Here is a 13,756-nt window from a genome sequence, read left to right on the forward strand (position 1 = left end):
GTGATTTTTGACTATCGGCGCAGACCCGCATGCGGCTTGATATGAGGGCCGGGAGTTAGAGCCTCTCGGCCAATTAATTAGCCACTTCTCTTCGCGTTGGTATTCACGTTTTTATAAAATTGTTCTCAGGCGAGAAGAATCTAATATTATTCTTACCCGAGCGTTTTGCAGCATACATTGCCGTGTCGGCATTCTTGATTAAATCAACGCAGGTATCTCCATCAGCGGGGAACATCGCAATGCCAACGGATGCTCCTATCTGGAGTACTTCTCCGAGAGTCTCAATAGGCTCATTAATCGAGCTGATAACACGATTAGCGACATACTCAATTTCGTCTTTTCCTTTCGGGTTGTCGAAGATAAACATGAATTCGTCGCCACCCACGCGGGCGACAGTATCTGATTTTCGTAGCAGTGCCAGCAGTCTTTTCGCTACCTCCTTTAAAAGGTCGTCCCCGACGTTATGGCCAAACTGATCGTTGACCAGCTTAAATCCGTCAAGGTCGAGAAACATCAGCGCCAGACTGCATTGTTCACGATTGTAATGGAGAAGTTTTTGGTTTATTCGGTCGGTTACCAAGGTACGATTTGGCAAATCGGTTAAGGCATCGTGAAAAGCCAGATGCTTTATGTATTCATCTTTACGCCAAAGCGCGGTAATGTCGCTGAATACCGAGACATAGCGAATAGGTTCGCCATCCTCGTCGCGAACCATGCTGATGGTCATGCGTTCCAGGTAAAGATCCCCGTCTTTACGACGGTTCCATATCTCGCCATTCCAGCGTCCGTTAGTTTTTATCTCCTTCCACATGGATGCATAAAATACCTGATCGTGCCGGTTAGATTGCAGCATGCGAGGGTTTTGTCCGACGGCCTCTTCGGTCGCATAACCGGTTATTTCGCTGAAGGCGGGATTAACCGACAAAATAACCCCATCGGCATCGGTGACGAGGACACCATCAAGCGTGTTCTCAAAGACGCAGGCGGCCAGTTTGAGTTTCGCCTCCGTTTCCTTGAAGACAGTCACCTCGCTGGCCAGAATTGAAAATCCTTTGACTGTACTGTCGTTATCAGTACCAGCGGCATCGAAATCGGGGATGTAGTGTCCGATAATATGCCCTACGTTTCCGTTGGCTTTGTTCAGGATCCGCTCAAAGCGTTGCGGTTCGCCGGCCAGAGCGCGGCGAATATGAGGCTCATTCAGAGTAAATAGGTGATCGCCAGCCAGCTCCTGGAAAGTGATGCCGATAATGTCCTCGGGCGGCTTCCCGAACCACTCGCGGTAGGCATTGTTAGCATAACGACAGCGTAAATCACTACCCCAATAGCCGATCATACTTGGCATACTATCAATAATGGATTTGATGAATTGCTCACGTTTGATACTGGCCTTGGAGGCTGTCTCAGCCTGATCGAGTGCCTTTTGAGTACGCCGCACGGTTTCGACAAGGTACGAGATAAAAACACAGGTGATGGCGAAAATGGCCATCTCCAGAAGGTCAAAGCGATTCTCAATAAAAGGCTGAGTAACAAATAACTGCCAGAGAAATGTCACCGCAAGACAAGCCAGCACGGTTGCCAGCAATCCTGCGTAAAGTCCTGCGTAGAGGGCAGCGGAAATTACCGCAGGATAGAATGTCAGCCAGGTGAGTTCCGACTCAAACGCTTGTAGCGGCCATACCCTCAGGCCAGCGGCGAAGCATACAAGTAGCAGTGCGGTGAGAGAATGTCTGAGATGTGCTGAGGCCGTTGCATGATTTGCTACCGGGCCTTTTCCCGTTGCGGCATTCATGTTTTATAGTTGGGCATAGACTTTCAAATCCGATGCCATGCTAGCGTCTTTGGAGTTAGTAATATTCCACGGCATAGAGTCTTCCTTGTTCTGCTCAATAAAGACATCAGCAACAGCCTTTGCAGCTATGCGCAATTATTAAAGAGTAGACTGCATCTGTGTTTCTGCAATGTCTAAGAACTAAAATCAATAACTTTAAACACTATCAGCTAAATTCAGGCCATTTATCAAATGACTGCTTTTCAAGTTGCATCTTGCCCGTTTCATCCTGGTGAATGTTAATCCACGCTTGCCAGTTTTTGTAGTCAATATCCGGGCAATCTAAGCGGTAATGGCTACAGCGGCTTTCTGTCCGCATGATGGATGCTTTCAGTTTCATCTCGGCGGTGATTATCATATTTTCAGTTTCATGCGCTAAACGTAAACTATGCAGATCGCTTGCAAGTAGCATAGGGACATGATGCTCACGTAACTCTTCCACATAAGCAAGCGCCGCCTGCATCATCCGCTCTTTTTTTATATAAAGTACAAAATTAGGAATCATCACGCTTTGTAGTACTTGTGTTACCCACGCCGGGCTATAGCCTCGCTGACGTTTGAGTGGGGCCAGTATCTCTTCAGTTATCGTATCAGAGTATTGCTGAGTTACTTCTATACTCAGCTTTAGGTTAAGGCTGTCTTTTGCGGCGGCTTCTCCGGCAATCGCACCTTGTACTGCTGAGCCTGCAAGTGATGAACCAATCTGGGTGTAAATGCCACCCGACATATATGAGCCTAAGGCATCTCCTGCTGCGTACAAGCCGGGTAAGGTCGATAGGCCCTGCTCATTAATCGGCACCAAACCTTCAGCTTTATGGATCGCCATTCCAGCACTCGAGCCGCCAACTTGTTCTCCTCCCATGCCCGGAGGCCCTGAGTGTCCTTTGCCTGAAATCAGTGTTCGTAACAGTCCCTTTTGCGGGGGTGGCGGAGGTGAAGTCATTCTAAATGCCTCCGGGGTAAACGGCCCACCTTGTCGTGTCTGGGGTTCTGATTCAGCTTGTCTCATCGGCGGGCCCATCGTCACAGGAGCACCATATATATAACCTTGGTAGTTTAAATCCATACCCAGATGATGGTTGATAGTAATAGAGGTAGTTGAGGGTTTTTCTTCAACCTGACCATGCCAGTTGTCATAACTGGAACCCGAGTTTGTAGCTGAACCGGGATGCCCGTCATTCCACTCTTTACCCGTCACCTTTGCACCTGCTTTATAAGCCATGATTGTGCCATCATGGGTCAAATCACAAACAGGAAAACCACTGGGCTTAAAACCGCCAGAACCGGTACACAAGATCACCGACTTAGCGTGATAGTGAATGATTTTGTTGTCGTCCAAACTAAAACCTGAAGCACCGATGATGCGACCATCTTGCTTAAGCAGATGTGTAATCATGACGCGCTCTTCAACGCCAATGTTGCGCTCACTTATCGGTCGCATAAAGCTTTCGTTATACAATGGAGAGTCAAAAAAGCCCCATGTTTTTAACTCTTCTACACGGGCATATGAGTGCTCTGCTAACTGGCGTGTAAACACAGGGTTATTGGTTTGAATTGCCGACTCTGAGACTTTTTCAACAAACTGATCAATACTCATAGAAGCGTTATTTTTGTCATAGCTAAAGATGCCTTTGGCAAACGGCGTCAGACCGGAGCTGCCGATTCTCCCTTTCGACACCATCAATACTTTTGCCCCGGCATCATGCGCTTTCACCGCCGCAAATAATCCAGCCATACCACCACCAATCACCAGCACGTCAAGCACTCGTTTTTCTTCAGTGAAATCTGAAGCGTCGATCTTAGGCTTGTTTTCTATTGCCGGGGCATCAAATGCAAAGCTGGCTAACGCAGCTGCCCCGGCAATTCCACCTGCAATTCCCATAAAATGACGACGAGATAAATTTGCTTTTGATTTCATTATTATCTCCAGGACACCATGACAGGAATATGCTTTTCAGGGGTAATTGTTATTGCGCCTACAGGGCAGTATAAGCGACACAAATGGCAGATTTGGCAATCTTCCGGATAACGTATTTCTGCTTTATTGGTCGTTTTGTTCATATGGATCACATCCGTTGGGCAACTTTTTACACAGGCTTCGCAACCAATGCAGCCAGAGATTTGTTGAATAGGCATCCTATGCTCCTCATTAATAGGCAAGTTGTTCAAAATGGACCTGGCTGGACGCCAGACCGAGCTGTTTTAAGTGAGTGGTTGTTGCGTCTATCATTGCCGTTGGGCCACAGAGATAAACAGCCCAATTCTGCTGCTGTCCTGCAGTGAAACTGGCGTCGATTTCCGACTTGCCGATCAGACCCTGGCGTACATAAGGGCGCAGCGTATCTTTAGCATTTTCAAGCTGCTGACATACCAATTGCAGTTGGACGTTGGCCATACGCTTTTCAAGCGCCTCAAGTTCGTCCAGACACACCATTCTTTCCAGACTTCGGTTGCCATAAATTAATCGAATAGGTCGGGTATCATTTTGTCTGGCGAGTCCTCTTAAAAGACTCATCATCGGCGCAATGCCTGCACCACCGGCGATGAGAGTAATACCTTGCGATGTTCGGCTCTGATCTAAGCTCATGCTTCCGTATGGGCCATCAACAAACACCGTCTGCCCAATTTCAAGTTGATTTAACGATGAGGTGTAATCGCCTAACTCCCGAATGATGAAAGACAATTGCGCCGCATTATTCTGCACAGAAGCAATCGAGAACGGATGTTGCTCAAGGTTATAAGCCGAGCCGCTGGTATTGATCCAGGCAAACTGACCGGCTTCAAAAGCAAATCTTTGCTTAGACTTTGATTCGATGGTGAGCTGCCAGTCGCATGGGCTCACTTTTTCAATGGATGTAATCGTAAATGGCTGTCGTTGAATAATACGAGGCTTAATGAAGTAGTTATAAATAACGATCATCATTGATAATGTGTAAAGTGACCACCAGATGACATTAAATTCCTGATTATATTGTCCATGGCTACCCACAGTGGTGATATGCAATGTGGCCAGCGTGGCAATCGCCACCAAGCCGATGACATGCCATAAGCGCCAGGTTTCATAGCGCATGTTGAGTTTGTCTTTATATACTGACATCAACACCCATACGGCCATGACCACCCAGGCAATCAATCCGGTAAGAAGCTGAGGCGACGTAATCATGCTAATGATGCTTGTACTTAACGCATCAAATGACAACAGCATCTTAGGCGCTACGATTAATAACGGATGTAAAAAGAAGAACACGCCAAGGTATTTACCTATTTTTTTATGTTTAGCAATACTCCAGTCTATATTGGCAAACAAAGGCACATGTCTGAGGCGGCCTGCCAAAGGAAATTGAACAAAAAACGCCATCATAGCACTAAGGTTTAGTGCACTCAGTACCCTGTTGTACATGCCTTCAAACAGCATCCCTAAACTTTCAGCGACGACAAATGGTAGTAACAGCAGAACGAGATAGGCCAAGGTTAATGTATGCTTATTGGTTAAGCGAAACCTACTCAGCCGAAATTTTATTGCCTTTAAATTGAATGTATTTGGCATACTCATGCGCCACTCCAAGGGATTCGTAACAATATGGAGGGCAAATTATCATCAGGGAGGTTAAAGTCTGGTTAACGTGCAAAATTTGTAAATTGACTCCTTAGCTATGCCTTAGCTATTCCTTAACCATGCTTTAACCTGATTATTGTTATTTTATTTACATCGGATGCAGTATTAGACAGAAAAGTGAGAGGCAATCATGGGTTTAGATAAGTTGCAGTTACTATTAGTCGAAGATGATATTGACTTGGCGACCGCCGTTATTGATTACTTTGAGCTTGAGAATATTCAATGTGACCACGCCGCCAACGGCCTGTCGGGTTTAAACCTGATTAAATCAAATCACTATGATGTCGCAATTTTAGATTTGAACTTGCCAAAAATGAATGGATTAGAAGTATGTGAAACACTCAGAGCTCAGGGGATAGATGTGCCTATTCTCATGCTAACGGCAAAAGATACCCTCGATGATAAACTGTTAGGCTTTTCGAAAGGCGCTGATGACTATTTAGTTAAACCCTTCGCCATGCAGGAGCTTATTGCCCGGGTTCAAGTGTTATCCCGCAGACGCAGTGGACAAGTGACGAAACTAACCGCCTGTGGTTTGGAATTGGATTCTCAGCAGCAACTCATTTCTTGGGGCTCTACCCCCGTAAAGCTGTCACCAACGAGTTTCAAAATATTAGAAACCTTAATGCGGGCCAGCCCAAATCCCGTTTCCAGAGAAAAGCTAATACAAAGTGTTTGGGGGGACGAACAACCTGACAGTAATAGTTTAAAAGTACACATGTTTAATTTAAGAAAAGTCTTAGATAGCCATGCAGATAATGGTTCAGAAAGTAAATTGATCCACACCCTTGTCGGACGTGGCTTTGTATTAAAAAATGAGCGTCAGGGATGAAGATCAGGCCGAGTTTGAAACTGTACTTTTTTGCCATGATGATTATGACGGGAGTGGTAACAATTTCGGTTATGTCAGTGGTGAGTATTAACTACTTTTTTGCGGGCATTGATTTCTCCATGAGTGGTGCTATGCGATCGTATGCATATAAACAGCCGGTATCCAATGGTAATCCGGTAACATTCAATGACTTTGTGGTTGCCAGCCAGTGGGATGATCTGCCTGCGCCCATAAAAGCCAACCTGAAAGAACATGAACTCATCGAAGGTGACTTACTAAAGCACATTGACGGCAATCCGCTATTTGCTAAACCAAAGGCCGGTTATTTTGCGATGAAGGTCAGTCGCGATGGACAAGTACGTTATGTATCATCGATGTTTACCAGAGAAAAAAATACAAGATTAACAGCAGGCCCGCCGCCTGAGTTTCTCTACATTATTTTAATAGCATTAGTCGCGATTGCGCTGTTCTCTTTGGTTCCATATTTTATCCTGCGTAATGTGGCTAGCCCTGTTGAGAAATTAATAGCGTGGGCAACACAGTTAAATAAAGAGCAGCTTTCACAACCCATTCCTGATTTTTATTATAGTGAGCTCAATAGCCTGGCAACGATGGTGCAATCAAGTCTGCAGTCAGTGCAAGAGAGCTTAGAGCGAGAGCAGCGCTTCTTAGGCTACGCCAGCCATGAACTACGAACCCCTATTGCCGTAACGCGCACCAACACCGAATTGCTACGTAAAATGATGTTGAAAAATATTAGTCAGGAGAAGCAGCTTCAAGTACTCGAGCGTATCGAACGGGCCAGTTTTACCATGACAGACCTGACCGAAACACTGTTATGGCTTAACCGCCAGTCAGACAAATCCATGCCCATTAAACCGGTTTCGATCGGCTTATTGTCTAAACAACTACTAGAAGAACTATCGTACTTGATCAATGGGAAAATGGTTGAAGTGACGGTTGAAACAGATGAAACCACATACCTTTTGCCTGAGGCGCTGTGTCGGATTATTCTGACAAACTTAATCAGAAATGCGTTACAACACACCAGTGAAGGCACAGTTGCTATTAAACAATCTGACGCTTGTCTTATCATTAGCAATCAGAATGTGACAAGTTCACACAAAAGCGATGAACTCGGATTTGGCTTAGGGCTGGAGTTAACGGAGCGCCTTGTCCAACACTATGGTTGGCAATATCAAAATGTTACAACCAACAATGGCCATTATGTAGAAATAAACTTTTGTAGTGACGCGAACGTAACGTGCAAGGAGGCTATATGATAATGTTTAATAAATGATGACGAATACGAAAACTGTAAATTGCAGCAAGAAGGAATGTAGGAATATATTTGACACCGCCCCGACCAGATATGGACCAGAGCCCAGATACAACAAAGCCCCACATTTGACTGCGAGGCTTGTTAGTACTTGGTGCCCGGAGGCGGAATCGAACCACCGACACGAGGATTTTCAATCCTCTGCTCTACCGACTGAGCTATCCGGGCATCTCAAGAGGCGCGTATTAAACCCTTAATCTGCAGGGTTGTCAACATCTTAGCCTCAATTATTTTGAAGGAGGGACGTATCCTTCGGCTTTTTCGTAATCGCCACCGTCCATGAACTTCTCCATCTCTTCCTGCAGGAACTTACGGGTGGCAGGATCCATCAGGCTCATGTGCTTTTCGTTGATGATCATGGTTTGGTGTGCGGTCCAATCTGCCCAGGCTTTTTGGGAGATAGTCTCGTAAATTTCTTGTCCTTTAGGGCCTGGATAGGGTGGTTTTTCAAGACCAGCCAGCTCTTCTTTGTATTTACGACACATGACAGTACGGCTCATCTAACTCTCCAAATCTATTTGCTAGTGCGGGTGTATTTTTGCAGCAGTCGTTTAACCGGTGCTGCCAACCCGATGTTCTGTGGTTGCTGTATGTTATACCAGAGAGTGGGATTTCCTTCCATGACACAGTCTGTAAGGTTATTGCAGCGAACCCGGACGGGGGTGATATCCAGATGAAAGTGGCTGAACGTATGACGCACCGGTTCCAGGGGCTCAGCACTGTCTATATCCAGACAAAGCCCTGTGATGTTATTGGCATCGCGTAGGTCAGCAACCTCGGGCAAACTCCATAACCCGCCCCATAAACCGGTGGGTGGGCGTTGCTGGAGCAGCGTCTGGTGTTGATCATCCTGGAGTAACAGCATAATGGTTTGTTTGACCGGGATCTGTTTTTTCGGCTTTGGGTGTGGGAACTCGTTACTACGGCCTAGTTTTAATGCTGTGCAGTGGTTTTGCAGCGGACAACTTTGGCAGTTTGGTTTGCTGCGGGTGCAGAGGGTAGCTCCCAGATCCATCATCGCTTGGGTGTAATCGCCGACACGCTGTTGGGGGGTGTTGCGCTCTGCATATTCCCACAGTGTTTTTTGGTTAGCCGTGGAGCCCGTCCAGCCCTCTAGTGCATAAAAGCGAGCCAGTACGCGTTTTACATTGCCATCGAGTATAGCGGCGCGTTTGCCGGTTGAGATAGATAAGACGGCGCCAGCGGTTGAGCGGCCAATGCCGGGCAGTTGTTCGAGCGCTTCTACTGTCTGCGGGAACTCGCCGTAGTAGTCGTTGGCAACGATTTGCGCGGTTTTGTGTAAATTGCGTGCGCGGGCGTAGTAACCGAGCCCTGTCCAAAGGTGCAGAACTTCATCCTGATCGGCGTTGGCGAGTGTTTGAACATCCGGAAAACGCGCAATAAATCGCTCAAAATAGGGAATGACGGTTGTTACTTGCGTCTGCTGCAGCATGATCTCAGAGATCCAGGTGAAATAGGCTGTCTTGTCTTGTTGCCACGGCAGGTTATGCCGGCCGTACTGGTCAAACCAGTCCAGCACGGCAGTATTAAATTCTTCAGGGGTCATGAGGTACTTATTGTTGGTGGAGTATCCGGGTTATTTAAAGAGCCCTTTTAACAGGCCTTTGACTGCATCATCGCCGCCAATTTTGTCTTTTAGTTTATCGCCCAGCTTGTCTTGAACCTTATCGCTGAGTTGCTCTTTAAGTTTACTGGTGACCGCATTTTTAAGAATGTCGCGAATCGCTTTAGTGTCGGGTTTACACAGCTGAGTGGGCTCCAGATCAAATGAGCCTTTGCAACGCACTGGCCATTCTACACCTTCCAGGCGATTATTGACGGGGCAGGTTTTCTTGAACAGGTTTTCTTCGATAATCAAAGCCAACTGATAATCGACTAATGCTTGAGGTAAATTCACATCGCCTTTACCTTTGATGTTCATGGCATCCAGTTTAACGCCTAAGTCATTATTGCTGACGACACCGTTTTTGATGTTGAAATTGCCGCCCATTTTAGCAAAAGGCGTTGATTGGTCGACCGTTTGAGCTGGCTGGACAGAGCCTAGTGAAGACAGATTATTTATTGTCTGGCATAACTCCTGCGCCATGTTGATGCCATTAACGACACCATCGGTGACAGTGATGTTTGCGTTGCCCGTCATCGTGTTGATGATGCCGTGCACCGACTGGCCATATGAAACGATATTGGTATTCGTGCCAAGCGTTCCGGTTAATGTTGCTTCACCGCTCATGTCAGTGAGCAGGTCGCCAATCTGAAGGCCTGAAATTGAAGCTTTTGTAGTGATTTGCAGCGGTTTTTTGCGTGCATCCAATGTGATGCTGTTACGGATTTTTCCGCCATACATGTCCAGATTAATACGCTCAGCTTTGACAATGCCGTTATTGGCATTGACGGCAAAGTCGATGTTACTCATGGAAAACTTCTGATAGCTCGCTGACTTTAAGCTGACAGCAGCATCCAAATTGAGGCTTTGCAGAGGCTCCATCGGAATGACCTCTTCTTTTGAGTAACGAGCGCCGTTATCGCTAGTACTTTTTTCAGATGCTTTATCGGTAGTAGACGCTTGCTGTGTCTCTGCCGGTAGGTAGCCATCCAGATTAATGCTGTTACCCGCTAATTTTAATTTAATTCTACCCGTCTTTAGATTAACGCCTGCACTGCCATCAAAGCTGGTGTCGTCGAGTTTGATAGAAAGAGATGAGGTATTTATAGCGTCGGCGTTACCACTGAATGTGCTGATAAGGCCAATGTTCTTCAATGCCTTTTGATCTGCTGTTTGCACGGGAGCCTGTCCCAGTGTTGTTAACAGGGGGTTGAGTGCAAAAGGAGCAACAGTCACGGTACCGTTCATCTCCAGAGTGTCCAGATTAGCAATGTTGAGTTTGCCGTTAAGTTGTAAATTGGCAACTTCAGCACTCCAGTTATCCACAATAAGCTGGCGGGAGATCAGATCGATACTCGCATCGGTTTTTAATTGAACTTGCAGGTTCGTGCCGTTTTGAATATGCAGATCACCGATAAAGTCTTTTAGCTGATACTGTTGCTGGCTCAGATCGAGCTGGATTTTGCCGTCAAATTGAGCGGCTGCTTCCAAAACCTGCTTACCATTCTGATCTTGTTTGGCATTAAGGCTTAAGCTTAACGGAAATGGCGCGTTATTGGTGATGCGGCCTGTTTTCAGGTTGATGTTGTTGAGTAGAATTGATTGGGCCGTTTGTTCATCGCTATAGTTCACGGTGCCGCTAATAATCTGCACACTCTCAATATCTATTTTAAGGTTACTGCCTGCAGGCTCTGCTGCTGTAGTTGTCGCAGCGGCGTTATCTGTGGCTGTAGATGGCTCGCTTGTGGCGACATCGCTACCGGCATTACTTTGCCAATTGACCTTGCCTGTGCTGGTTTTTGTAAGGTTGAGGTTCAGCCCCTCAATAATAATACTGTTCATCTGAACATTGCCGGAAAGTAATTCCGGGATGCGAACAGAAATTTGTGCTTGTTCCAAACGAGCAAGAGAGGCTTGTTGAGGGTAACGGACATCAATATTGTTGACGGCCAGACTTAAGCGTGGAAAAAAAGACCAGCTGATGTCGCCGCCAATTTTAAGCTCTATGCCACCTTGATCAAGGGCCGCTTGTTCAATTTCGGGTTTATAGTCATTAGGGTCAATAAAAGCGCTCAATAGCGCACCGCCCGCTGCAATCAGTATGATGCATGCCAACAGTAGTCCCAGAACGATTTTAATTAACTTACCCATAATGTCCTCTATCCTTTTATTTTTATCCAAGTCCAGCAGATAACCGCTGGCGAAAACTATCAACACTAGTACCTATAGCATGCACGTCCTATGTGAATATGACGTTAATCATCTACTGCGGTGCATCCTGACTCTGGTAGTTATATAATGATCCATTATGTTTTGAAACAGTTTTGAATAGCGGAGAGTCAGCATGGCTGAGCGTAAGGCTACAGTAAATCGGGAAACTCTGGAAACTCAGATCACCGTATCTATTAATCTCGATGGCACGGGTAAGTTTAGTGCTGATACTGGCGTGCCTTTTCTTGAGCACATGATGGACCAGATTGCTCGTCATGGGCTGATTGATATCAATATCGAAGCCAATGGAGATATCTATATCGATGATCACCATACGGTGGAAGATATAGGTATTACGTTAGGGCAGGCGTTTAAAGAAGCGGTAGGTGATAAAAAAGGCCTGACGCGCTATGGACACGCTTATGTGCCACTGGATGAAGCATTGTCACGCGTGGTTATCGATTTTTCCGGCCGTCCGGGACTGAGCTTTAACTGCGAATTTACGCGTGGTTCTATCGGCCGCCTGGATACTCAATTGTTCTGGGAGTTTTTCCAGGGGTTTGTGAATCATGCCGGTGTTACGCTGCATATCGATAACATCAAAGGCTTTAATGCGCACCATCAGGCAGAAACGATCTTCAAAGCGTTTGGTCGGGCGTTGCGTATGGCCCTGACGGTTGACCAGCGTGCCGCTGAGATGATGCCATCAACCAAGGGTGTTCTATAGATGAGTAGCATTGCCGTTATCGACTATGGCATGGGCAACCTGCATTCGGTGGCTAAGGCACTGGAGCATGTGCAGCCCGGTGTTGAAGTGTTAGTGACATCTGATCCTAAACAAGTGGCCAATGCAGACCGGGTATTGCTGCCAGGTGTCGGTGCTATCCGTGACTGTATGGCTGAGATTTACAAGCAGGGCGTGGATAAAGAAGTGGCCGAAGCGATTCGTTCAGGCCGCCCGTTTTTAGGTATCTGCGTTGGCTTTCAAGCACTTATGCAGTCTTCTGAAGAGAATGGCGGCGTTGCTTGTCTGAGTGAGTTTGACGGAACGGTCAATTACTTTGGCGATCAACTCAAAGATGATGCCGGAGAGCGCCTGAAAGTACCGCATATGGGCTGGAATGAAGTGATGCAGAGCGGCGATCATCCGCTTTGGCAGGGAATAGAAAACGCTAGCCGTTTTTATTTTGTGCACAGTTACTATGTGAAAGCCGCGCAGCGCCAGCAAGTAGCCGCCACCTGTAATTACGGTGTCGACTTCGATGTGGCGCTGGCGCATGACAATGTATTTGCTGTGCAGTTTCATCCGGAAAAGAGCCATACGGCTGGTTTGCAACTGCTGAAAAACTTCCTGAACTGGGGTGGAAAGCCTTAAGCTGAGCGATTGGATTAAGCTAAAGCGCTTCTAAACAATAAGTGCTTTTAACATAGGTACTGCTAAGGAGTACTCGCGTGGCATTAGCAAAACGAATTATCCCTTGTCTTGATGTTGAGAATGGACGTGTGGTTAAAGGTGTCCAGTTTCTGGATATCCGCGATGCCGGTGATCCGGTTGAAGTCGCCAAACGCTATGACGAACAAGGTGCTGACGAAATCACCTTTCTGGATATCACGGCAACGCATGAAGGCCGCGAGACCATGGTGCATACCGTTGAACGTATGGCCTCTCAGGTGTTTATTCCATTAACCGTCGGTGGCGGCATTCGTACCTGTGAAGATATCCGTACTATGCTCAATGCCGGTGCTGATAAAGTGTCTATCAACAGTGCAGCAGTGACTAATCCGGACTTTGTCCGCCAAGCGGCAGAGCGTTTTGGTTCACAATGCATTGTTGTTGCGATTGATGCGAAAAAAGTCTCCGCTGAAGGTGAACCTGATAAATGGGAAATCTTTACTCACGGCGGCCGTAAGCCAACCGGCCTGGATGCAATTGAGTGGGCGAAAAAAATGGTCGCGCTGGGCGCGGGTGAAATCTTGCTGACATCGATGGATCAGGACGGAGTTAAAAACGGTTATGACTTAGGCGTTACCCGCGCTATTTCAGAAGCCGTGAATGTGCCGATTATTGCTTCTGGCGGTGTCGGTAACCTTGAGCATCTGGTGGATGGTGTTTTAAAAGGGAAAGCGGATGCCGTATTAGCCGCATCTATTTTCCATTTTAATGAGTATTCAATACCAGAAGCAAAAGCCTATATGCGGGAGCGGGGTATAGAAGTACGCCTATAACCTGTCAGTATAATAAACCCAGCTTTGGCTGGGTTTTTTGTACATGTGGGGTGGCTAACTGCAAGGGTAAAGGGAAG

At 46.6% G+C, this 13,756-nt stretch carries 12 protein-coding genes and 1 tRNA gene; 5 read left to right on the forward strand and 8 right to left on the reverse strand.

The genetic code is table 11. The annotated features are described in order from the left end of the window. Window positions 1-103 precede the first annotated feature (103 nt). The 4 genes from BM099_RS00965 to BM099_RS00980 all read right to left on the reverse strand — a co-directional run bounded on the left by BM099_RS00965 (window position 104) and on the right by BM099_RS00980 (window position 5,384). The gene (locus BM099_RS00965; RefSeq protein ID WP_090723233.1) at window positions 104-1,792 is read right to left on the reverse strand and encodes a diguanylate cyclase domain-containing protein; all 1,689 of its coding nucleotides are present in this window, start codon (window positions 1,790-1,792) and stop codon (window positions 104-106) included. A 205-nt stretch (window positions 1,793-1,997) separates the two neighbouring features. Next, a complete protein-coding gene (locus tag BM099_RS00970; RefSeq protein WP_090723235.1) occupies window positions 1,998-3,749 on the reverse strand; it encodes an FAD-dependent oxidoreductase in 1,752 nt (583 codons plus the stop codon). Window positions 3,750-3,751: 2 nt separating this feature from the next. Continuing rightward, window positions 3,752-3,967 carry a 4Fe-4S dicluster domain-containing protein gene (locus BM099_RS00975; protein ID WP_090723237.1) on the reverse strand — a complete coding sequence of 72 codons (216 nt, stop codon included), beginning with the start codon at window positions 3,965-3,967 and terminating at the stop codon, window positions 3,752-3,754. Between the two features lie 13 nt (window positions 3,968-3,980). After that, the gene (locus BM099_RS00980) at window positions 3,981-5,384 is read right to left on the reverse strand and encodes a ferredoxin reductase family protein (RefSeq protein WP_090723239.1); all 1,404 of its coding nucleotides are present in this window, start codon (window positions 5,382-5,384) and stop codon (window positions 3,981-3,983) included. 193 nt (window positions 5,385-5,577) lie between these two features. Here BM099_RS00980 and BM099_RS00985 point away from each other — a divergent pair, with 193 nt between their 5' ends. Next, a complete protein-coding gene (locus tag BM099_RS00985; protein WP_090723241.1) occupies window positions 5,578-6,279 on the forward strand; it encodes a response regulator transcription factor in 702 nt (233 codons plus the stop codon). Between the two features lie 14 nt (window positions 6,280-6,293). Beyond that, the gene (locus BM099_RS00990) at window positions 6,294-7,562 is read left to right on the forward strand and encodes a sensor histidine kinase (RefSeq protein WP_198064078.1); all 1,269 of its coding nucleotides are present in this window, start codon (window positions 6,294-6,296) and stop codon (window positions 7,560-7,562) included. A gap of 148 nt (window positions 7,563-7,710) precedes the next feature. Here the strand turns inward: BM099_RS00990 and BM099_RS00995 are convergent. From BM099_RS00995 to BM099_RS01010, 4 genes are all read right to left on the reverse strand, one after another. Then, a tRNA-Phe gene (locus BM099_RS00995) sits at window positions 7,711-7,786 on the reverse strand. A gap of 59 nt (window positions 7,787-7,845) precedes the next feature. Beyond that, window positions 7,846-8,118, reverse strand: coding sequence for an oxidative damage protection protein (locus tag BM099_RS01000; protein ID WP_028468446.1), 273 nt, complete (start codon window positions 8,116-8,118; stop codon window positions 7,846-7,848). A gap of 14 nt (window positions 8,119-8,132) precedes the next feature. After that, window positions 8,133-9,185 carry an A/G-specific adenine glycosylase gene (mutY, locus tag BM099_RS01005; RefSeq protein ID WP_090723245.1) on the reverse strand — a complete coding sequence of 351 codons (1,053 nt, stop codon included), beginning with the start codon at window positions 9,183-9,185 and terminating at the stop codon, window positions 8,133-8,135. A 30-nt stretch (window positions 9,186-9,215) separates the two neighbouring features. Then, window positions 9,216-11,393, reverse strand: coding sequence for an AsmA family protein (locus BM099_RS01010; protein WP_090723248.1), 2,178 nt, complete (start codon window positions 11,391-11,393; stop codon window positions 9,216-9,218). A gap of 193 nt (window positions 11,394-11,586) precedes the next feature. Between BM099_RS01010 and hisB the strand changes: the two genes are divergently transcribed. The 3 genes from hisB to hisF all read left to right on the forward strand — a co-directional run bounded on the left by hisB (window position 11,587) and on the right by hisF (window position 13,679). Next, window positions 11,587-12,180: an imidazoleglycerol-phosphate dehydratase HisB gene (gene hisB / locus BM099_RS01015; RefSeq protein ID WP_090723250.1), complete on the forward strand. Its 594-nt coding sequence runs from the start codon at window positions 11,587-11,589 to the stop codon at window positions 12,178-12,180. Then, a complete protein-coding gene (gene hisH, locus BM099_RS01020) occupies window positions 12,181-12,828 on the forward strand; it encodes an imidazole glycerol phosphate synthase subunit HisH (RefSeq protein ID WP_090723252.1) in 648 nt (215 codons plus the stop codon). Window positions 12,829-12,905: 77 nt separating this feature from the next. Next, entirely contained in the window at window positions 12,906-13,679 is a 774-nt protein-coding gene (gene hisF, locus BM099_RS01025) for an imidazole glycerol phosphate synthase subunit HisF (protein WP_090723256.1), read from the forward strand. Window positions 13,680-13,756 lie beyond the last annotated feature (77 nt).

The sequence above is a fragment of the Neptunomonas qingdaonensis genome (genome assembly GCF_900113275.1).
Classification (GTDB): domain Bacteria; phylum Pseudomonadota; class Gammaproteobacteria; order Pseudomonadales; family Balneatricaceae; genus Neptunomonas; species Neptunomonas qingdaonensis.